Raw genomic sequence first — 20,681 nt, forward strand, 5'->3', positions numbered from 1 at the left:
GGTGGTCCTATGACCTATTATATTTCAGCCAAGCGTTTTTATTTTGAACATAAAATTAAGGAAGGTGGCTACCTAGCGGTTGAGGATAGCCGTTTTGGTGACTGGACGGAAAATGTACCAGAAGGTGCAGAGGTGCTAGATTACAGTGATTATCAGATTTCTCCGGGTCTTGTAGATACTCACATTCATGGATTTGCGGGTTATGATGTCATGGATAATTCTGAGGAAAGTCTTCTAGGCATGAGTCAAGCCTTGCTTTCAGCAGGTGTGACCTCCTTCTTACCGACAGCTTTAACAGCGCCATTTGAAGAGTTGAAGGCTATTTGCCAAACAACAGCTAATACGGTTGGTAAGGAGACTGGTGCAAAAATTCAAGGGCTCTTCTTTGAAGGACCTTATTTCACTGAAACCTACAAGGGAGCTCAAAATCCTAAGTATATGGGCAATCCAAGTGTGGAACAATTGAAGGAATGGCAGGAGGCGGCCCAAGGAAAACTGATTAAATTGGCCCTTGCTCCTGAACGTGAGGGAGTGGCTGAATTTATCCAAGAAGCAACCAAGCAAGGTGTGACAATCGCTCTAGGTCATTCCAATGCCACATATGAAGAAGCCATGGCAGCAGTGGAAGCTGGGGCGTCCGTTTGGGTTCACGTCTACAACGGGATGCGTGGTTTTACCCACCGTGAGCCAGGTATGGTTGGGGCAGCCTTCGATAGTCCTGAAACTATTGGTGAACTGATTGCAGATGGTCATCACGTGGTCCCTGCAGCTTGTAAGGTTCTTATCAAGCAAAAGACACCTCAAGGAGTTGCCCTAATTACAGACTGTATGTCAGCGGGAGGCTGTCCGGACGGCGACTATATGTTAGGCGAACTTCCTGTTATTGTTGAAAATGGTACCGCCCGCCTCAAAGAAGGTGGTAATTTAGCTGGATCTATCTTACAACTTAAAGACGGTGTCAAACATGTGGTTGATTGGGGACTTGTGACAGTTGCTCAAGCCTTACAAATGGCCACTAGTGTTCCAGCTAAATCGGTTGGGCTTAAAAATACTTGCGGAAGCCTAAAAGCAGGTTTACCAGCTGATTTTATTGTAATAGATGACTCCTTGGAATTACAAGCAACCTTTGTTGATGGACGAAAAGGTTGGGAAAAATAAGAGTATGAGTAGCACTTTCTTATGAAGGTGCTGTTTTTAATTGATTTTTACAAAGGTGTCAGAGTAGTGTAAAATAGAAATACTTTGTATTTTACAGGAGGTAATATGTCAAAACGTATTTGGAGCATTGCCCTGGCCTATGTCGGTGTAATGATTGGTGCAGGAGTATCTTCAGGACAGGACCTCTTACAGTATTTTGTTAGTTTTGGAGCCTGGGGGTTGATAGGTGTCATAGTTCTAGGAGTTTTGCATGTTGGCTTTGGGAGACTCATGATTGCTCTGGGAAGTTATTACCGCTCAGATGATCATTCAGTAGTCCTGGCAGAAATCAGTCATCCTGTGATTTACCGTATTTTGGATATCGCTTTGATTATCACTTGTTTCCTGTTTGGCTTTGTTATGACAGCGGGGGCAGGGGCTAACCTAAACCAACAGTTCGGCTTTCCGATTTGGGTAGGTGCTTTCCTATGTACAGCTCTGACTATCTTTGTGAGTTTCCTAGATTTCAAAAAAATCATCGGTGTTATTGGAGTTTTTACCCCTATGATTTTGGTTATGATTGCCATGATATTTGTGACCAATGTTTTAGGGCGTCATTGGGATTTTGCTGAGATCGATAAGGTGTCGCAAACCATTCAATCTCCCTTCCCAAGTATTTGGCTGTCTGTGGTTAATTATTTTGCCGTTTGTGTCATGTCAGCCATAGCCATGGCCTTTGTCATGGGTGGCTCGATTCTCAAAATCAATGAAGCCGAAAAGAGTGGAGCCTGGGGAGGATTTATGGTTGGTGTGATTTTCTTTGTCACAACCTTGATTCTCTTTGCTAACAGTGATAAAATTGCTAGCTCGGATGTTCCTATGTTGGCTATTGCTAAGGAAGTGAATCCTATCTTTGCGACACTTTACGCCTTGGTGATCTTTGGTTTGATTTTTAATACCGTCTTTAGTCTCTACTATGCCCTTGGTAAACGCTTTTCAGCAGGTAGTGAGAAACGCTTCAAGTTCTTCGTGGCTGCATTTGCCCTTGCTGGTTTTGCTATTTCCTTCATGGGCTTCCGTCAACTGGTAGCGGTTATGTATCCTATTATCGGTTATTTGGGAATGCTGATGTTGGTAGTGCTAGTTGTTGCTAGCTACCGCAAAAAAGCTAAGATTCGTAAGGAAAAGGAAATTCGAAATCATCTCTTGTCTATCGTTGAGAAGGCTTATGATCCCAATCAAGACTTGACCCATCGGGACAAGAAAAAGGCCGAAGAACTTCGAGAAGCCTCAATTCTTGATAATGATATTCTCCATGAAGACTCCCATGCACATGTTCGTCAGGAAATGGGGATTAGTAAGAAGGATTAGAATTTTATTTTACAAGTTTCTCTATTTCTGCTATAATACTGACAAGAAAGAAGGGCTTATGGCGTTTTTCTAGCGAGCTTGGGACAGTGGAAGCCAAGTAGAGCAAAGTAGGCAAGTGGCGCTTTCTCTCAGCAAATGGCTGAAGACAAACAGATAAAATGAAGTAATAAATTAGGGTGGAACCGCGTTTCTGACGCCCCTAGGTCAAACGACTTAGGAGTGAAGACACGGTTCTTTTTGTATTCTGAGTCACAAAGATAAAATTAAGGAGTATTCAATGTCTAAGAAATTAACATTTCACTGTGTCAGTGGCAGAGACCTCCTTACAGTCGGACTGCCCCACGCTCAGCACTAGGATGCCTGAGCTAAACGCAGTACTAACTCGTCTTGCCTCGTACGATCGACGAGGCAGACTCGTGTCGCAAGAAATTATAGAAAAAGGAGTAAAACATGTCTAAAAAACTAACCTTCCAGGAAATTATCCTTACTTTGCAACAATACTGGAATGACCAGGGTTGTATGCTCATGCAGGCTTATGATAACGAAAAAGGTGCGGGAACTATGAGTCCTTACACCTTCCTTCGTGCCATTGGTCCTGAGCCATGGAATGCGGCTTATGTAGAGCCATCTCGTCGTCCAGCAGATGGTCGTTACGGAGAAAACCCAAACCGCCTTTACCAACACCACCAATTCCAAGTGGTCATGAAACCATCACCATCTAACATCCAAGAGCTTTACCTTGAGTCTTTGGAAAAGTTGGGTATCAATCCTTTGGAACACGATATCCGTTTCGTTGAAGATAACTGGGAAAACCCATCAACTGGTTCAGCTGGTCTTGGTTGGGAAGTGTGGCTTGACGGTATGGAAATCACTCAGTTCACCTACTTCCAACAAGTTGGTGGCTTGGCAACTGGTCCGGTAACTTCTGAGGTCACTTACGGATTGGAACGCTTGGCTTCTTACATCCAAGAAGTAGACTCTGTTTACGATATTGAGTGGGCCCCAGGCGTTAAATACGGAGAAATCTTCCTTCAACCAGAATACGAACACTCAAAATACAGCTTTGAAGTTTCTGACCAAGATATGCTTCTTGAAAACTTCGATAAATTTGAAAAAGAAGCAGGACGTGCCTTGGAATTGGGTCTGGTTCACCCAGCCTATGACTACGTTTTGAAATGTTCACATACTTTCAACTTGCTTGACGCTCGTGGAGCAGTATCCGTTACAGAACGTGCCGGTTACATTGCCCGCATCCGTAACTTGGCCCGTGTCGTAGCCAAAACCTTCGTCGCAGAACGTAAGAAACTCGGTTACCCACTTCTCGATGAAGCCACACGCGCAAAACTCCTAGCAGAAGAGGAAGAATAAAGAGTGTATTAGATAGGATTGGTTGATAGAGCAATCCTACAGGACCAGTTGCCACAGTGATAGAGGTATCGTTAGAGAAACTAACGATACCAGGCAAAATTGGAGACCTTAGGCTCCAATTTTAGCAATGAAACGACGCAGTCGGTTGCTTGCGTGCCAATCACATAAGGCAAACTGGAAAAAAAGATATTTTTCGGAGAAAAAACATGACAAAAAACTTATTAGTAGAACTTGGACTTGAAGAGTTGCCAGCCTACGTTGTCACACCAAGTGAAAAACAACTCGGGGAGAAAATGGCAGCCTTCTTGGATGACAACCGTCTCTCATACGAAAGCATTCAAACCTTCTCAACACCACGCCGTTTGGCAGTCCGTGTGATTGGTTTGGCTGATCAACAATCCGATTTGACCGAAGATTTTAAAGGCCCTTCTAAGAAAATCGCCTTGGATGCAGATGGAAACTTCTCAAAAGCGGCGCAAGGATTTGTCCGTGGGAAAGGCTTGACTGTTGACGATATCGAATTCCGTGAAGTCAAAGGTGAAGAATACGTTTACGTGACGAAACATGAAGCTGGAAAACCTGCCAAAGAAGTCTTGGCTGGCGTTCCAGAAGTGCTTGCTTCATTGACTTTCCCTGTTAGCATGCACTGGGCTAACAACACATTTGAATACATTCGCCCAGTTCACACCTTGACAGTTCTTTTGGGCGACGAAGCGCTTGACCTTGACTTCTTGGATATCAAGTCAGGACGTGTGAGTCGTGGACATCGTTTCCTTGGACATGAAGTGGAAATTACCAATGCGGATTCTTATGAGGAGGACCTTCGTACTGTTTACGTGATTGCGGATAGCAAAGAACGTGAAAACATGATTCGTGAGCAAATCAAAGCTATCGAAGCAGAACAAGGTGTTCAAGTCCAAATCGAAGAAGGACTTTTGAATGAAGTCTTGAACTTGGTCGAATACCCAACTGCATTTATGGGAAGTTTCGATACTAAGTATTTGGACGTTCCAGAAGAAGTCTTGGTGACATCAATGGAAACCCACCAACGTTACTTTGTTGTACGTGACCTTGACGGTAAGTTGAAACCAAACTTCATCTCAGTCCGTAACGGTAACGCCGAGCACTTGGAAAATGTTGTTCGAGGAAATGAAAAAGTCTTGGTGGCACGTCTTGAAGATGGTGAATTCTTCTGGCGTGAAGACCAAAAACTCAAGATTGAAGACCTGGTTGCTAAATTGGCACACGTGACCTTCCATGAAAAAATCGGTTCTCTCTCAGAACACATGGCCCGTGCCGGTGTCATTGCAGCATCACTAGCTGAACAAGCTGGTTTGACTGCTGAAGAAAGGGCAGCCGTAGCTCGTGCAGCTGAAATCTATAAATTTGACCTCTTGACTGGTATGGTCGGAGAGTTCGATGAATTGCAAGGAATCATGGGTGAAAAATACGCCCTCCTTGCTGGTGAGGATCCTGCAGTAGCGACAGCTATCCGTGAGCACTACCTTCCTGATTCAGCAGACGGAGCTCTTCCAGAGACTAAGGTTGGTGCCATCCTTGCGCTTGCAGATAAATTGGATACCCTCCTTTCATTCTTCTCAGTTGGCTTGATTCCATCAGGTTCAAATGACCCTTATGCGCTTCGTCGTGCAACACAAGGGATTGTTCGTATCTTGGATGCTTTTGGTTGGCACATCCCTATGGATGAGTTGATCGACAGCCTTTACGCCCTTTCATTTGATAGTCTTTCTTATGACAATCAAGCAGAAGTCATCAACTTCATCAAAGCGCGTGTGGACAAGATGATGGGACGCACATCTAAAGATATCAAGGAAGCCGTTCTTGCTGGTTCAAACTTTGTCGTGGCAGATATGCTTGAAGCAGCTGACGCCCTCTCAGAAGCTGCTAAGGCTGATGGTTACAAGGCGGCTGTTGAATCACTCTCACGTGCCTTCAACTTGGCAGAAAAAGCAGATGCTTCAGTAGCAGTCGATGCCAATCTCTTTGAAAATGACCAAGAAAAAGCCCTTTCTAAAGCAATTGAAGAGCTTGAATTGACTGGTTCAGCTAGTGACAAATTGGCTCAGCTCTTTGCTCTTGGCCCAGTCATCGATGCTTTCTTTGACAACACGATGGTAATGGCAGAGGATGAAGCTGTTAAAAATAACCGTTTGGCCCTTCTTTCGGGTCTTGTGGCTAAAGCCAAAGCTGTTGCAGCCTTTAATCAATTGAATACAAAATAAGTACCTGTTGACAGGTAGAAAGTAGGTATTATTATGACACCTGAAAAAATTGCTCGTATCAATGAGCTTGCTAAAAAGAAAAAAACAGAAGGCTTGACACCAGAAGAAGAGGTAGAACAAGCAAAACTTCGTGAAGAATACATTGAGGGTTATCGTCGCTCAGTTCGTCACCACATCGAAGGAATTAAAGTGGTTGACGAAGAAGGTAACGATGTGACACCTGAAAAACTACGTCAAGTCCAACGTGAAAAAGGCTTGCATGGTCGTAGCCTTGATGATCCTGAATCATAATAACTAGTAACAAGGGTTTGGAAGTTTTCCAAGCCCTTGTTTTGAAGTATAAAATTCTGAATATTCTGTATAATATTGACCAATTATTTCAAAAATGGTACAATATAAGTTATGTTAAAAATTGCAGGACTCAATGAGTCTTGCTTAATAGAATTGGAGTGAAAAAAATGTCGCAAAAGCAACATCATAAAGACGACGACAACCAGACTGAGAATGGGATGGTGCGTGGTCTTCAAAACCGTCACGTCCAGCTGATTGCCATCGCTGGTACAATCGGTACAGGTCTCTTCCTTGGGGCAGGGCGTTCCCTTTCCCTAACAGGACCTTCAATCATACTTGTTTATATGCTGACAGGTGTCTTCATGTACCTCATGATGCGAGCTATCGGTGAGATGCTCTACATGGACCCGGACCAACATACCTTTATTAATTTTATTACGAAATACCTTGGTAAAGGCTGGGGATTCTTCTCAGGTTGGTCTTACTGGGTATCACTGGTATTTCTTGGTATGGCAGAAATTACGGCTGTATCGAACTATGTGCAGTTTTGGTTTCCAAGTTGGCCTGCCTGGCAGATTCAGATTGTCTTCTTGATTATCCTGAGTTCGGTTAACTTGATTGCGGTTAAGATTTTCGGGGAAGTTGAGTTTTGGTTTGGGATGATCAAGATTATCACCATTCTTGCTCTTATCGCAACAGGTATCTTCATGGTAGCAACTAACTTTGAAACGCCTGCTGGACATGCTAGCCTTTCCAATATTACACACGGCTTTCAGATGTTCCCTAAAGGTTGGGTGAGCTTTGTCATGACCTTCCAAATGGTCTTCTTTGCCTACCAAGCCATCGAATTTGTAGGGATTACAACATCTGAGACAGCAAATCCACGTAAGGTTTTACCAAAGGCAATTAAGGAAATTCCGATTCGTATTGTCATTTTCTATGTGGGTGCCCTCATTGCCCTCATGGCTATCTTCCCATGGCAAAAACTTCCAGTTAATGAATCACCCTTCGTAACGGTCTTCCAAATGGCTGGTATCAAGTGGGCAGCGGCTTTCATTAACTTTGTTGTTTTGACAGCAGCAGCCTCTTCTTTGAATTCAACACTTTATTCAACTGGCCGTCACCTTTTCCAAATCGCTAGGGAAACACCAAACAGTAAGGTTATGAAATCTTTGAAACTTGATACCTTGGCCCGTAATGGTATTCCTTCACGTGCTATCATTGTTTCAGCCATTGTAGTTTGTGTTTCAGCCTTCATCAACGTCTTACCTGGTGTATCTGACGCCTTCGCTTTGATTACCGCATCTTCATCAGGTGTCTACATTGCCATCTATATTTTGACCATGCTTGCTCATCTCAAGTACCGTAAGTCTCAAGAGTTTATGGCAGATGGCTTCCTTATGCCAGCCTATAAGATTCTTAATCCATTGACTATCCTTTTCTTCATCTTCGTCTTTGTTTGTCTCTTCTTGCAAAAGTCAACAGTTGTCGGAGCTATTGGGGCAGCCATCTGGATTGTCGTATTTAGTATCTATAGTAACTGGAAACACAGTAAATAAATCAATTTAGCTCACCTTTATGGTGAGTTTTTTGTTGTCAAAAAAAGGACACAAGGTGTCCCAATTATTATCTATGCAATACTTTCTTGACTTCCATGGTGAAAGAAACCACTTAAGAGCCCCTTACTACGATGGAAAATAGCAGGCTTGTGATCGTTGTGCGAACGACCATTAACATCAAGTTTAGCCCATTCAAGAGCCTGGTGGGCATTTCGGTCTGAGACTGTAGATGTCCCAATATAGCTGTAGATACCTGCCTGAGCGAGAATAAAACCTTGCAGTTGGCGAATATTTTCATCATTGAGTGCTTCGGAAAAATGAATCTTTACTGTCTTATAAGTTAAAGATTGGACAGACTCAACGATAGGTGAATCTGCTAAGAGGTGCAAAAGTTCTTGATGCTTAGTAAAGGACTTATCATAGTCCATTGGAAGAATTATAGTATGGGTAATCCAATCTTCCAAGTTGGCTTTAGCCTTTTTACTAAGACCTCTTGCTGTGATACTGAGGTTATCTATATTGAAAGGAAGTTGGTCGATGTGAGCAGTATTTGAACCATATACCTTTCTGAAAAGCGGTGTACTTGATAGAATATGTCCAGTAGGAGAAATAATAGCTAAGGCAGTTTCCTTGGTTTGGTAACCAAGCTCGTGGCATTTCATGCTAGCGTATGTATCTTTAAATTCAATAATTGCACTTGTTTTCATCGTGTAACTCTCTTTCTGTTAGTTTATAAACTAACAATAGTTTATCATGACTTATTATCTTGGTCAAGATTTTACCTCAAAAAACAAAAAATATTTTTGTAAGGGCTTGCAAAAATATTTGGACTCTGATATTATATAACCATATCAAAAGGATTGTTACTGGTCAGCAGGCAAAACCTAGATAAATACGGAAAACTAATGGGAGTAGTGTATACTCACCCTAATTGGTTCTTGGTATTTATTTAGGTTTTTTTCGTTGAAAAAGCCTCGAAAGAACTAAAATCCTAGAAAAGAAAGGAGCCCTTATGGCTAAATATACTGAATTAGCTGAAGACATTCTCAAACACGTTGGTGGTAAGCAAAATGTCAATAGCTTAAAACATTGTGTGACACGTTTGCGCTTTGATTTGAAAGATGAGTCTAAAGCAGATGATGACTACCTTAAGAACCGTGACGGTGTTGTTACTGTTGTTAAGGCAGGTGGTCAATATCAGGTCGTTATCGGTAACCATGTCCCTGATGTTTATGCGGAGGTTCTCCAAGTTGGCGGTCTTCCAGCAGGTGGTAGTCTTGATATTGATGAAGGTGATGCGCCTAAAGGGAATCTTTTTGACCGCTTTGTATCTTTGGTTTCAAGTATTTTCCAACCTTTCCTTGGACCTTTGGCTGCGGCGGGGATTATCAAAGGGATAGTTGCTATCATGGCAGCTTGTGGCTTGTCAGCTGCAACGAGTCCTATGTATGTCATCTTGAATGCAGCAGGAGATGGTTTCTTCCAGTTCTTGCCAATCTTAATTGCTTTGACATCTGCTCGTCGTTTCAAGGTTAATGAGTTTACAGCTATTGCGATTGCAGCGGCACTTGTTTATCCTGATATTGCTACGCTGGTGACTGCTCTTCAGAAAGCTGGTCAAGGTCATGTTCTAGGAGTTATTCCATTTGCGCTTCCTGCAGGTGGCTATCTCTCAACTGTAATGCCTTCTATCTTGGCCGTTTGGGTGGCTTCATACATTCAAAAATTCTTTACCAAGATTACTCCAGATGTCATTAAAGTCTTCGTAGTGCCTTTCTTTACATTACTCATTACTGTCCCATTAACATTCTTGGTGGTAGGACCAGTTGCCAATACTTTCTCTGATGGATTGACAAGCCTTTTCCAAGCAATCATGAATTTTAGTCCGATTGTCTTTGGTCTTATACTTGGTATTTTGTGGCAAGTCTTGGTTATGTTCGGAATGCACTGGGCACTTGTTCCCCTTGCTATCTTAGATGTGGCAACAAACGGAAGTTCTACTATTCTTTCAGCGGCTATCCTTCCATGTTTCACGCAAACAGGTGTGTTGGGAGCTATCATGCTTAAAACGAAAGAAGAAAAAGTTCGTACCATCTCTATGCCAGCCTTCATTTCATCTATTTTTGGGGTTACAGAACCTGCTATCTATGGGGTAACCCTTCCAATGAAAACGCCATTCTACATTTCATGTGGTGTTTCAGGACTTATGGGGGCTGCCATGATGGCCCTAGATATTAAGACGTATTCAATAGGTGGTCTGGGTGTCTTTGTCTTCCCAAGCCTTATTGGACCTGACGGTAATCTTTCTAAAGTCATCATTGCCATTATCATTGCCATTGTGGGTGGTGTTCTTGCCTTCCTTATCCAACTCTTTGTACGAGTACCAAATCTATACGGTGGTGGAGTAGCTAAGGTTGAAGAAAAAGCTGAGGAAGCTGCACCTGCTCCTAAGGAAATTCAACAAGAAATCATTGCTAGCCCACTCATCGGGAATGTCGTACCACTTGACCAAGTTCCTGACCAAGTCTTTGCTTCAGGAGCTATGGGTAAAGGAATCGCTATTGACCCTACTGATGGGGTAGTGGTCGCACCAACTAAGGCAACGGTGAATTTAGTCTTCCCTACTGGCCATGCTATTGGTTTGACAACTGAAAATGGTGCAGAGCTTCTCATCCATATTGGTATGGACACTGTTTCTCTTGCTGGAAAAGGGTTCAAGACCTATGTGGAAGCAGGGGATGTCGTAGAAGCGGGTCAAAAACTTATAGAATTTGACCTAGCAACTATCCGAGATGCTAAATTACCGGTTATCACACCAGTCATTGTAACCAATACAGCTGACTTTGATGATGTCTTAACAACTAAAGAAGCTCGTGTTAACACTGGTGATTATCTCCTCACCACTGTTAAATAAAAAAGAAATCCGAGAATCAGCTTCTCGGATTTTTGTTTATTTGAATTTGTAGTCTTTAACGACTTCAACGGAATTGACCGTTACATTTTCTTTTGGTTTGCTGTTGTCATCGACTTCAAGATTGCCAATGGTATCAACGACATCCATGCCTTTGATGACTTGACCAAAGACGGTATATTTAGTATCGCCAGCTGGGTAACCACCCTTTTTGTAGGCGTCAATGATAGGTTTTGGATAGCCAGCATTTCCTAGCTGTTTGCTTTGATCATCCTTGTTTTGAACAATGTAGAATTGGCTGCCGTTTGACTCTTTAGCACCAGTATTAGCCATAGCAAGTGCGCCACGGATGTTGTATAGGAATGGTGTAGGCTCAACAGCGAAACCTTTCTTCCAGATAGATTCTCCGCCAGTACCGTCACCCTTAGGGTCACCACTTTGAATCATGAAGTCCTTGATTACACGGTGGAAGGTAAGCCCATCATAGTATTTGTCCTTGGCATGCTTCAAGAAGTTTTCAGAAGCCTTAGGAGCAAGTGTAGGGAAGAGTTTGACTGTGATATCACCCTTTGAAGTGTGGAGGATAACTTCGGCTTCGTCCTTACCAACCTTGTCTGACAACTGTGGAAAGGCATCTTTTCCAGATTTTTGAGCCTTTTCTAATTGTTTAGTGAATATCTTGTTATCAACGTAGGCATCTCCACGAACGGCGCGTGAGATATTCTCTCGATAAGCAAAACCTAGTCCGGCGATAACAAGTACAATAATTAATGGAATGTACTTTTTAATGTTTTTCATATATAACTCCTTTGGTGCATTATACCTACTATTGTAGCAGAAAAAAACCTTTTGGGAAACGGTTAACAGAGGTCTTTAAATATGGTAGAATGGAACTATCAACAAGAAAATGAACAATGGGACTAGATATAAGAAAAAGGTTGCCTCAGGCTAAAAAGCGAGGGCTGACTTTTGAAAGGACGCATGCTACTTGCTCTTATCAGAGAGAGGTGTCTAACTCCTAACTATAGAAAACTTCGCCAAGTCGAAGGGATCTCTTGTTTAGATTTCTTGATAAAAGGAGATTTTTATGTCAACTAAAGCAGAATGGGCTGAACTCTTTGAGTCGGTACATGGGCGTAAACCTAGCCCCCAAGAATTTTTGGACGCTAAAGCAGCTGACTTTGATACTAGCGCTTTGACTGCTCAAGCAGCATCTGTAGAAGCACCAGCTAATGAACCAGTTGCTACTGAAGAAGTCACAGAACAAGATGACATCGCAGATGTGGCTGAAACAGCTGAAGATGCTGTCGCAGAACAAGCAAGCAGTGAATCACCAGTTGGTGCAGAAGCTTTCTCAGAAGCACCTGTGCAACAACCAACCCCGCAATTTGATTCAAGCATGTTTGAAAAGGCACCTATCTCTTCAGCTCCAGGATTTGGAACAGTTCCTAATCCAGCAGCAGCTGGCTCAGCAGATAAACCTCTTTTCAATCTTATCTTGCCAATCGTTGCGATTGCACTTTCAGTAATCTTTGCAATCTTGGCATGGTTCGTAGGTCCTGCTTGGCTCTTCATCATCTTGACAGTCCTCGCAGTTGCAGTGGCAGTTGTTTCGCTTGTCTTTAGCCTTAAATCAAGCAAGAAATTGCTCTCAATCATTGCAACAGGTGTTGCTGGTCTCATGCTCTTTGTTTCTATTGGTGGTTTGATTTTCCAAATCTCTCAAAACGCTAGTGACAACACAAGCTCAAGCAAGACATCAAAAGTTGCTGATAAAGACGATGATGACGCTGACAAGAAAGATGATGACAGCGATTCAAAATCTGACTCTAAATCTGATTCTAAATCTGATTCAAAAGGTGATAGCACTGACGTCAACGATTACATTGACAAAAATGCTAAATTTGACTGGAATGAATCTAAGTTCAAGAAGTTGAAAGCAGGTAAGGATACCGTTAAGTCTATCATCAAGACTTATGGTAAGGCTTCTGATGCACAAATCTCTGGCGATGAGATGAAGTTGAATTACTCTGGTAAAGACTATGGTGAAAGTGTTTACCTAAACTTTAAGAAACAATATGACGGTACATTTATCTTGTCATATGCTTCAGGTAGATTCCCTCAAGATAAAGTAGAAGTTGATCGCTCTTACAAAGCTGACTGGACAAAAGAACAGTTTGATGCTCTCAATAAGGGTGATTACACTGATCCATCAAATGGTACGAAACTTGAAGATATCGTTAAGGATCACCCTAAAGCTTCAAGTGCAGAATACACAATCTCAACATCTCGTCAAGGTGAATTCAAAAAAGAAATGAGTATTTCTTATAGTGACTATGAGGCTGGAGATGGTAAACTCAAGAGTGTTTACTTGTCATTTGATACCAAAGAAGATGACGATACGTTCTACCTTACTTATAAATCAGGTCCAGATGGCGAGGATTAATTAAGAAACAGGAGGGGAAACCTTCCTGTTTTTTCTTGATAAAAGGAGAAAACTATTGAAATTCTTAAATTATACATTCGAGCAAAGCCAGTCTCTTGTCACTAAGGAGACCGTAGAAAAGCTCAATCAAAAAGGAAGCTGGAAACGATCTATTGGCTTGTTTATCACTTCAATCCTTCTTTACTTTTCTTCTATTGCCACACCGATGTTTATAAAGGGCTTGACCGTTGAACAAGATCCTACATTTTCTTGGATTCAGTGGCCCATGATTATCTTGTATGTGGTCATGTATCTGGTCTATCTGTTCTTTTCAATTAAGTACAGAAGAAGTCCAATGAAACTAAAATTTTGCACCTACTTTTACATGGTAGTCTTACTCGCTACCTTTACAGTATGTGCTGGTATAATGATGATGACACGACGAAATATTGTCAGCATACTATCGGGTGCTATGTTTCTTCTTTCCATTTATTACTTGATTCGAACGGTTCCCCGTAAACTGAAAGAAGCTCTTCAAAATCAGACAGAGTTTAGCCCTATGGTAGCTCTTGTAACCGAAAAGATTTCAGATGGCTTGGTCTTTTTAGGTGGGACAGGGATTACAGCTGGGCTGGTACTGTTTGATCGCTCTACTGGAAGTGACATTAGAGGGAGCATTGATGCGGTGTTAATGCCTATCATGCCTGCTATATTTGTCTTTGCGACTTATGTCTTTTCCATTGATTTGCTACGAGGCTATTACCTTTTTAAATATTCTGAGCAATATCGAGAGCAATTTGGCTACTCAGCTAAGGACTGGTATGGAGAGAAGTCGAAGGAGTATAGGAGGATGCAGGGTTAGGGTGTGGTTAAAGTAATGTATGAAATTGATGGCAAAATGCTTGAAGTTAAAACAATTTTAAACCGTATTGGAGGGTAAAATGGAAAAACAAATTAATGAAAAAATTCGTGAGATTGCTCAGAGTGTTAATGAAGAGGGGAAAAATGAGTATATCTACAATCTCTATATTCCAAAGCAATATAATTTTCCTAATAATACTGAAATTATAGATATTGAAAAAATAATTGAACAAATTAAAGGGAATCTTCTAAATCTAGGGGTTATCTTAAATGACTAACATAATATTTTCACAAGTTCAAAAGAGTTTTCACAAGAAGTTGGTGTTAGACATTCCTGATTTTCAAGCGGATTCAGGTGAAATCTTCACCATCGTTGGTGGCAATGGTGCCGGTAAGTCGACTTTTATCAAGCTCTTGTCAGGGATTTTTTTGCAGGATAAGGGCGAGGTTCGTGTACATGGCGTTTCTAATCGCTCCAAGAAAATCCACTCGCTGGTCAAGTTTGTCTTGGAGAGCGGGCAGGGGTTGTACAGTTATTTGACAGCTATGGAAAATCTCCAATATTTTCTAGGCTTGAATGGGATTGCCTTGTCTCATATCAAGGCAGAGGTAGATGTCTTGTGTGACCAGCTGGCTTTTACCCCTTATAAGGACACGCTGGTTTCAGAACTGTCCCAGGGCAACCGTCAGAAATTGACCTTAATCTTAGCCTTAGTGCAAAAACCGAAAGTACTCTGTTTGGATGAGCCGACCAATGGGCTAGATTTGTTGGCAAAAAAACAGCTGATGACTCTTTTGAAGGATTATGTTCGTCACCATCAAGCCAGCATTTTCATCACCAGTCATGACGCTAGTTTTATCAAGAAGGTCAGCACTCGGGTGGTGGTAATTCAGGAGGGGCGGCTTTATCGTGACGGAACCTTTGAAGAGATTTTTGGCAATGTCCACCAGTATGAAGTCTATCACTTGCTTCTAGATAAGAGTGCAGAAAGTGTACTGAAACAAAGATTCCCTGAGCTGGACTACAAGGTGCTTAACGGTGGGATTTCGGTAGAGACCAGAAATCCAGACCTTTATCGGCTATTGCTGGAAGAAACAGAAGTCTTGCAGTTCACCCGAGAACCTGCCTCTTTGGAAGATTTGCTGTATGAGGTGCTCAAATGATGCTATCAGCGATTGGGCGAGAGTTTAGTCGTCAACTCAGCGAATACAAACAGTTCAAAGTCAATCTTCTCTTTGCCAACCTGGGAATTTTCTTTCTAGTTACGGGTTTTCTGACCTATTTTGACAGCCAGCAAGATACTTTTGAGCTGTTTATCTTGCTTTTTACTTGGTATTTTTCTAGCCACAGTATCACCCATCCAACCTATTTTATCGAGGATGAGATTGCAGACCGCACCATTATCAACGTGATTCAGAGTCGGCGGAGCATCTTTGGCATGCTTTTTATCAAAATTATCGTACAGATTTTGTTGGACTTGGTCAAGGCTATTCCTTTGTTTTGCTTGGTTGCCTTGGTTCAGCAGATTGCCTTTCCTACTGACTGGGTCGTTACATTTGTTACTTTTCTTCTGTCCTTTGTGGTTATTGCATCCCTTTATGGTCTAGGCTTTCTCTTTGCCAGTTTTTCCTTTGTCTTTACAAAAATTTCCAGTATTACTAGCCTCCTTGCTTACGGGATTCTCTTTTTGGTTGGTTTTCAGGAACAATCGAGTCATTTGATTGCTACTTTAACTCGTTTCTTGCCTTTCCATCTCTTGGTGAGTTTTATCCGCCAGCCAAGTTGGTTCGTTCTTTTATTATTACTGGGATACGGTTTGATTTACTGGCTCTTGGGTTACTTGTGCTTTCAAACTTGTTTGACCTATGCCAAAAAGAAGGGAAGTTTGTTCCATGTATAATGAAGTGAAGCGATTTTATCTCTTTCGCAGGAGACGCTGGGCGGATACCCTGTTTGACACCCTCTACCACGTCATTTTCATTCTTGGTTTTTATAGCCTTTTGAGGGGAAATTCTGACTTTCAGTTGTCCTATTTCTATTATTATTTCATCTTGACCCATGTGGTCTCCTTGGGAAATGAAGAGTTGGAGTACGAGATTCGGTCTGGGCAATCTTTTGGCACCCAGTATGCTTTGCAATCAGTGTATAGAATTTACCTGCAACGAGCAGTGGTTTACTTTGTTTGGTTGTCTTTGATCTTCTGGATTGCTCTGCTTTTGATTCATCAGGGTTTACCAACTCACTTTTCTTTGAAGGTCATCAGTTTACAAGGACTGCTCGTGGTACTGATTGGTTTCCTGATTTTCCTCGGCTATTATCTTGTCATGATTCGACTGACCATCCGTTTCCAACGGATTTCAGTCTTGGTAGATTTTCTAAACACCGTGCTCTTATTCTACTCAGGACTCGTCTTTCCAGTGGTGAGTTTTGGGAATTTGAAGAAATTATTTGATGGGATTATAAGAAATTAAGGATTCTTTTTCAATGAAGAGTCCTTTTTCTATTGAAATCTTCTTTTAATTCCTATCCTCTGAGACGGTGAAGGTGATATACTCCCACTTACAGTGGACAGTGAAAATACTATAATTCACTAGAAGTGAATGGCACCACAAAAGTTAGACAGAAAAATCTAACTTTTTGGGATAGTTTCTTTTCTTCTTTCATCCATTTTCATGAGATGGCTTGTCACTTAAGCACATCAGGCAGTCTCAAAAAATTCTCTCTTATATTCGACCTTATTTTCATAAGACCAGATTAAAGTATGATAAAATAAAGAAAAAGAGATAAAGGAGTCAGCTATGGCAACTAGAGAAGAATGGGTGCGTCACTTTGAGGACGTCAATGGTCGTAAACCAAGTCCTGAGGAGTTTATGGAAGCTAAGAAAGAGGGCTTTGTCATCGCTTCGGAGGAACCAAGTGCCCAAGTGTCTGAGCAGGTTGAGGCTCAGCAAGTGGATAGCTCTGAAACTACTGAAGAGGTGACAGCTGACTCAGTAGCAGATACGCAACCAGACGAGGCTCAGGTGGCATTAGAGGAGGAAGCTTCTAAGCAAATGCCTGAGTTGAATCTGGGGAAAGAGCAAGAAAAAGAAACCCCAAAGACAAGTCAGATACCTTTGGAAAACCCTTATTACAAACCTAAAGAAGTCAAAAATAATACTTTTGTCAATATCGTTCTCCCGATTATAATTCTAGTCTTTGGGCTTCTATTTGCCGTTTTGGCTTGGACACTTCCAATCGGTTTCATCTTTACCTTCCTTGCTTTCTTCCTTATCATTTTGGCTATTGTGACTTTGGTTTTGAGTCTGAAATCGACACGCAAGGCACTATCTATTATTGCCCTAGTCATGTCAATTATCTTCTTCATGACTTCGCTTGCTGGAGTAGGTTATCAAGCGGTGAAATATGTCATGAACCATGCTGAACAGTTCCAAAGTGACGGTCGCAACAGAGCTTATCTGTACATCGATGAGAATTATAAGTTTGACTGGACTGAGGATCAGTTTAAGGAGTTGAAGGTTGGTACTTTGACATTGGATGAGGTCTTGGATACTCACGGTTATGCGACTGATGCCGAGTATAGCGAGGCTTACGAGGAAGATAAACCAGATTTGCTAGATCTTACCTATAGAAAAGAAAACACAGATGGAAACAACTATGTGCGTTTGACTTTTGAGAAAAAAGATGATGTCTATGTTTTGAAATCTGCCTCAGCAACCTTCGACTATGATAAGGTCAAAGAAGTCGATGACTATCGTAGCAACTGGACAAAAGATGACTATGAAAAGTTGGCTGTAGGTACACAAGCTGATTTGCTTAAGGGTACACGACTTTCTGAGGTAGTTGAAAAACACCCAGAGGCTAGCTTCGCTTATCATGAAATGAGACAAACCGAACAGGGTGATCTCACTCAGTCAGTGAGTCTTAGCTACCGTGATTATAATCCAGAAAGTGGTAAGGTAGATGCTGTTCGTTTGACCTTTGACTATGACAAACGTGAAAACGAGTACTTCTTGACAGATAAATCAGACGAATAGGACTACTTTGTTAGTCATTCAAGCTCAGGGTTGCCTGAGCTTTTTAGTATCAACAAAAGAGGATAAAATCTGGTATAATAGAATTGGTTGATTTTTCAAGAAAGAAGTGTCACAGATGAACATACAACAACTACGTTATGTCGTAGCCATTGCCAACAGCGGAACCTTCCGTGAGGCAGCCAGCAAGCTCTTTGTGAGCCAGCCTAGCCTATCAGTGGCTATCAAGGATTTGGAGCAGGAGCTGAATTTTCAAATTTTCACCCGTACAACGACGGGGGCTGTCTTGACTAGTCAGGGCATGACCTTTTACGAACGTGCACTTGAGGTGGTACGCAGTTTTGATAGTTTTGAAAATCGCTATCTCAATGCTTCTGAAAAGGGTAACCAGTTTTCGATTGCCAGCCAGCACTATGACTTTTTGCCACCTTTGATTACAACTTTTTCAGAGCGCTACCCTGATTACAAGGATTTCCGTATCTTTGAGTCTACGACCATTCAGATTTTGGATGAGGTAGCCAAGGGACACAGTGAGATTGGGATTATCTATTTGAATCGTCAAAATAGCAAGGGAATCCAGCAAAATATGGACAAGCTTGGGCTTGAGGCTATTGATTTGATTCCGTTTAAGACGCACATTTATCTCCGTAAGGGGCATCCTCTGGCTAAAAAAGAAAGTCTGGTCATGGAGGACTTGGTGGCCTTGCCTACGGTACGTTTCACTCAGGAGAAGGACGAGTATCTTTACTATTCTGAGAACTTTGTGGATACGTCAGATTCGTCTCTTATGTTTAACGTGACAGACCGTGCGACTTTGAACGGTATCTTGGAACGGACGGATGCTTATGCGACGGGGTCTGGCTTCTTGGATGCACAAAGTGTGAATGGGATTACGGTGATTCCGCTTGAGGATAATTTGGATAACAAGATGGTTTATGTCCGTCGTAAGGGGATTAACTTGTCGTCTTGTGCTCTCAAGTTTGTCAATGTTATGTTTGACTACTTTGATACATACAAACCATAGGAGGATTTATGCGTAAGGTTGCGATTCCTTTGGCTATTCTAGCTCTGATTGGTTTGGATCAGTGGGTCAAGCATTGGGTTGTGGCAAATATTGCCCTTAACCAAGTTATCAAGGCTATTCCTGGACTTTTCAGCTTGACCTATCTACAGAACCGTGGTGCTGCCTTTTCGATTTTACAGGATCAGAAATATTTCTTTGTGATTTTGACGGTTCTAGTGATTGGTGCGGCTCTGGTTTATCTGGTTAAGAATTATCAGAAGAGTCTTTGGCTGGTGCTATCTTTGGTTTTGATTATCTCAGGTGGTATTGGTAACTTTATTGACCGTCTGCACTTGGGTTACGTGGTTGATATGGTTCAGCTTGATTTTATTGATTTTGCGATATTTAACGTGGCAGACTCCTATCTAACGGTGGGGGTGCTGCTCTTGATTTTAATCTTATGGAAAGAGGAAAATGGAAGTCATCATTAAAGAGGCGGGAAACCGTCTGGACAAGGCTTTGGCAGATTTGACAGAATTGTCACGTAGTCAGGCCAATGAAGCAATCAAGGCTGGGACAGTCTTGGTTAATGGTAAGTCGGCAAAGGCCAAGTATGCGGTTAAAGAGGGTGATGTCATCACCTATGAATTACCAGAAGAAGAGGTCTTGGAGTACAAGGCCGAGGATATTCTTTTGGATATTATCTACGAAGATGCGGATGTGGCAGTGGTCAACAAACCTCAAGGTATGGTGGTCCATCCCTCAGCTGGTCACACGTCTGGTACCTTGGTCAATGCCCTGATGTATCATGTCAAGGACCTCTCATCTATCAATGGTGTGGTTCGTCCAGGAATTGTCCACCGTATCGATAAGGACACGTCAGGTCTCCTTATGATTGCTAAGAATGATAAGGCTCACAATGCTTTGGCGGCGGAGCTTAAGGATAAGAAGTCCCTTCGTAAGTATGTGGCTATCGTGCATGGCAATCTGCCTAACGATCGAGGCGTGATTGAGGCTCCGATTGGGCGCTCAGACAAGGACCGCAAGAAGCAGGCGGTTACAGCTAAAGGAAAACCTGCAGTTACACGATTTACCGTTCTTGAACGTTTTGGCAACTATACGTTGGTAGAGTTGCAACTGGAAACAGGTCGCACGCACCAGATTCGTGTGCACATGGCTTATATCGGTCACCCGGTGGCGGGAGATCCTCTTTATGGGCCACGCAAGACCCTCAAGGGCCATGGCCAATTTCTACATGCCAAGACCCTTGGTTTCACGCATCCTACGACTGGAGAATTGGTCGAATTTACAGCGGAAGAACCTGCTATTTTCAAGGAAACCTTGGAGAAGCTGAGAGAAGCTTAACAGTTATTAAACGGATAGTCTTTCTTGGGAGAGACGTCCGTTTTTTTCTTGTAAAAGAGTCTGAAATTTGCTATAATTTACCTAATTAAATAAGTCCTTTAATCACTGTCCA

Annotated in this window: 18 protein-coding genes and 1 pseudogene; 17 read left to right on the plus strand and 2 right to left on the minus strand. The window is 42.1% G+C overall.

Features of this window, described 5'->3' with window-relative positions:
• Nucleotides 1-9 precede the first annotated feature (9 nt).
• From nagA to PCY16_RS00265, 6 genes are all read left to right on the plus strand, one after another.
• Nucleotides 10-1,158: an N-acetylglucosamine-6-phosphate deacetylase gene (gene nagA, locus PCY16_RS00240; RefSeq protein ID WP_195413698.1), complete on the plus strand. Its 1,149-nt coding sequence runs from the start codon at nucleotides 10-12 to the stop codon at nucleotides 1,156-1,158.
• A gap of 105 nt (nucleotides 1,159-1,263) precedes the next feature.
• Complete coding sequence (locus PCY16_RS00245; protein ID WP_195413699.1) at nucleotides 1,264-2,508, plus strand: hypothetical protein; 1,245 nt, start codon at nucleotides 1,264-1,266, stop codon at nucleotides 2,506-2,508.
• Nucleotides 2,509-2,958: 450 nt separating this feature from the next.
• A complete protein-coding gene (glyQ, locus tag PCY16_RS00250) occupies nucleotides 2,959-3,876 on the plus strand; it encodes a glycine--tRNA ligase subunit alpha (protein WP_195413700.1) in 918 nt (305 codons plus the stop codon).
• A 206-nt stretch (nucleotides 3,877-4,082) separates the two neighbouring features.
• Entirely contained in the window at nucleotides 4,083-6,119 is a 2,037-nt protein-coding gene (glyS, locus tag PCY16_RS00255; RefSeq protein ID WP_195413701.1) for a glycine--tRNA ligase subunit beta, read from the plus strand.
• Nucleotides 6,120-6,152: 33 nt separating this feature from the next.
• Entirely contained in the window at nucleotides 6,153-6,410 is a 258-nt protein-coding gene (locus PCY16_RS00260; protein WP_002886085.1) for a DUF896 family protein, read from the plus strand.
• 167 nt (nucleotides 6,411-6,577) lie between these two features.
• Complete coding sequence (locus PCY16_RS00265; RefSeq protein WP_073950230.1) at nucleotides 6,578-7,969, plus strand: amino acid permease; 1,392 nt, start codon at nucleotides 6,578-6,580, stop codon at nucleotides 7,967-7,969.
• Nucleotides 7,970-8,040: 71 nt separating this feature from the next.
• On the opposite strand, the gene PCY16_RS00270 is transcribed toward PCY16_RS00265, so the two are convergent.
• Complete coding sequence (locus tag PCY16_RS00270; RefSeq protein WP_060971865.1) at nucleotides 8,041-8,676, minus strand: hypothetical protein; 636 nt, start codon at nucleotides 8,674-8,676, stop codon at nucleotides 8,041-8,043.
• Nucleotides 8,677-8,981: 305 nt separating this feature from the next.
• Here PCY16_RS00270 and PCY16_RS00275 point away from each other — a divergent pair, with 305 nt between their 5' ends.
• Complete coding sequence (locus PCY16_RS00275) at nucleotides 8,982-10,883, plus strand: beta-glucoside-specific PTS transporter subunit IIABC (protein WP_195413702.1); 1,902 nt, start codon at nucleotides 8,982-8,984, stop codon at nucleotides 10,881-10,883.
• 36 nt (nucleotides 10,884-10,919) lie between these two features.
• Here the strand turns inward: PCY16_RS00275 and PCY16_RS00280 are convergent, their stop codons facing one another.
• Complete coding sequence (locus tag PCY16_RS00280; RefSeq protein WP_155212875.1) at nucleotides 10,920-11,678, minus strand: peptidylprolyl isomerase; 759 nt, start codon at nucleotides 11,676-11,678, stop codon at nucleotides 10,920-10,922.
• Between the two features lie 289 nt (nucleotides 11,679-11,967).
• On the opposite strand from PCY16_RS00280, the gene PCY16_RS00285 reads away from it, so the two are divergent.
• The 10 genes and pseudogenes from PCY16_RS00285 (at nucleotide 11,968) to PCY16_RS00330 (ending at nucleotide 20,569) form a co-directional block, all read left to right on the plus strand.
• Nucleotides 11,968-13,326: a hypothetical protein gene (locus tag PCY16_RS00285; RefSeq protein WP_195413703.1), complete on the plus strand. Its 1,359-nt coding sequence runs from the start codon at nucleotides 11,968-11,970 to the stop codon at nucleotides 13,324-13,326.
• Nucleotides 13,327-13,381: 55 nt separating this feature from the next.
• Nucleotides 13,382-14,167 (plus strand): hypothetical protein, encoded by a 786-nt coding sequence (locus PCY16_RS00290; RefSeq protein ID WP_195413704.1) that lies wholly within the window; start codon nucleotides 13,382-13,384, stop codon nucleotides 14,165-14,167.
• A gap of 79 nt (nucleotides 14,168-14,246) precedes the next feature.
• A pseudogene (locus PCY16_RS11215) lies at nucleotides 14,247-14,357 on the plus strand (TIGR01741 family protein); the annotation flags it as partial.
• A 79-nt stretch (nucleotides 14,358-14,436) separates the two neighbouring features.
• A complete protein-coding gene (locus PCY16_RS00300) occupies nucleotides 14,437-15,330 on the plus strand; it encodes an ABC transporter ATP-binding protein (RefSeq protein WP_195413705.1) in 894 nt (297 codons plus the stop codon).
• Nucleotides 15,327-16,067: a hypothetical protein gene (locus tag PCY16_RS00305; protein WP_021151545.1), complete on the plus strand. Its 741-nt coding sequence runs from the start codon at nucleotides 15,327-15,329 to the stop codon at nucleotides 16,065-16,067. The genes PCY16_RS00300 and PCY16_RS00305 overlap by 4 nt, the downstream gene beginning before the upstream one ends.
• Nucleotides 16,060-16,638 (plus strand): hypothetical protein, encoded by a 579-nt coding sequence (locus PCY16_RS00310; RefSeq protein WP_195413706.1) that lies wholly within the window; start codon nucleotides 16,060-16,062, stop codon nucleotides 16,636-16,638. The genes PCY16_RS00305 and PCY16_RS00310 overlap by 8 nt, the downstream gene beginning before the upstream one ends.
• Before the next feature lie 327 nt (nucleotides 16,639-16,965).
• Nucleotides 16,966-18,204: a CD20-like domain-containing protein gene (locus PCY16_RS00315; RefSeq protein ID WP_195413707.1), complete on the plus strand. Its 1,239-nt coding sequence runs from the start codon at nucleotides 16,966-16,968 to the stop codon at nucleotides 18,202-18,204.
• A gap of 115 nt (nucleotides 18,205-18,319) precedes the next feature.
• Complete coding sequence (locus tag PCY16_RS00320) at nucleotides 18,320-19,225, plus strand: LysR family transcriptional regulator (protein WP_022496606.1); 906 nt, start codon at nucleotides 18,320-18,322, stop codon at nucleotides 19,223-19,225.
• An 8-nt stretch (nucleotides 19,226-19,233) separates the two neighbouring features.
• Complete coding sequence (gene lspA / locus PCY16_RS00325; protein WP_037602007.1) at nucleotides 19,234-19,695, plus strand: signal peptidase II; 462 nt, start codon at nucleotides 19,234-19,236, stop codon at nucleotides 19,693-19,695.
• Nucleotides 19,679-20,569, plus strand: a complete 891-nt coding sequence (locus tag PCY16_RS00330) for an RluA family pseudouridine synthase (RefSeq protein WP_195413708.1) — start codon at nucleotides 19,679-19,681, stop codon at nucleotides 20,567-20,569. Before lspA ends, PCY16_RS00330 begins: the two co-directional genes overlap by 17 nt.
• Nucleotides 20,570-20,681: the final 112 nt, after the last annotated feature.

The organism is Streptococcus sp. SS4 (genome assembly GCF_030440125.1).
GTDB lineage: Bacteria > Bacillota > Bacilli > Lactobacillales > Streptococcaceae > Streptococcus.

What these genes read in the sequence shown, in the direction of transcription:
- PCY16_RS00245 (WP_195413699.1), top strand. Translation starts at nt 1,264, where the DNA reads ATGTCAAAACGTATTTGGAGCATTGCCCTGGCCTATGTCGGTGTAATG.
- PCY16_RS00275 (WP_195413702.1), top strand. Translation starts at nt 8,982, where the DNA reads ATGGCTAAATATACTGAATTAGCTGAAGACATTCTCAAACACGTTGGT.
- lspA (WP_037602007.1), top strand. Translation starts at nt 19,234, where the DNA reads ATGCGTAAGGTTGCGATTCCTTTGGCTATTCTAGCTCTGATTGGTTTG.
- PCY16_RS00260 (WP_002886085.1), top strand. Translation starts at nt 6,153, where the DNA reads ATGACACCTGAAAAAATTGCTCGTATCAATGAGCTTGCTAAAAAGAAA.
- glyS (WP_195413701.1), top strand. Translation starts at nt 4,083, where the DNA reads ATGACAAAAAACTTATTAGTAGAACTTGGACTTGAAGAGTTGCCAGCC.
- PCY16_RS00315 (WP_195413707.1), top strand. Translation starts at nt 16,966, where the DNA reads ATGGCAACTAGAGAAGAATGGGTGCGTCACTTTGAGGACGTCAATGGT.
- glyQ (WP_195413700.1), top strand. Translation starts at nt 2,959, where the DNA reads ATGTCTAAAAAACTAACCTTCCAGGAAATTATCCTTACTTTGCAACAA.
- PCY16_RS00280 (WP_155212875.1), bottom strand. Translation starts at nt 11,678, where the DNA reads ATGAAAAACATTAAAAAGTACATTCCATTAATTATTGTACTTGTTATC.
- PCY16_RS00300 (WP_195413705.1), top strand. Translation starts at nt 14,437, where the DNA reads ATGACTAACATAATATTTTCACAAGTTCAAAAGAGTTTTCACAAGAAG.
- PCY16_RS00285 (WP_195413703.1), top strand. Translation starts at nt 11,968, where the DNA reads ATGTCAACTAAAGCAGAATGGGCTGAACTCTTTGAGTCGGTACATGGG.
- PCY16_RS00305 (WP_021151545.1), top strand. Translation starts at nt 15,327, where the DNA reads ATGATGCTATCAGCGATTGGGCGAGAGTTTAGTCGTCAACTCAGCGAA.
- PCY16_RS00270 (WP_060971865.1), bottom strand. Translation starts at nt 8,676, where the DNA reads ATGAAAACAAGTGCAATTATTGAATTTAAAGATACATACGCTAGCATG.
- PCY16_RS00310 (WP_195413706.1), top strand. Translation starts at nt 16,060, where the DNA reads ATGTATAATGAAGTGAAGCGATTTTATCTCTTTCGCAGGAGACGCTGG.
- PCY16_RS00330 (WP_195413708.1), top strand. Translation starts at nt 19,679, where the DNA reads ATGGAAGTCATCATTAAAGAGGCGGGAAACCGTCTGGACAAGGCTTTG.
- PCY16_RS00320 (WP_022496606.1), top strand. Translation starts at nt 18,320, where the DNA reads ATGAACATACAACAACTACGTTATGTCGTAGCCATTGCCAACAGCGGA.
- nagA (WP_195413698.1), top strand. Translation starts at nt 10, where the DNA reads ATGACCTATTATATTTCAGCCAAGCGTTTTTATTTTGAACATAAAATT.
- PCY16_RS00265 (WP_073950230.1), top strand. Translation starts at nt 6,578, where the DNA reads ATGTCGCAAAAGCAACATCATAAAGACGACGACAACCAGACTGAGAAT.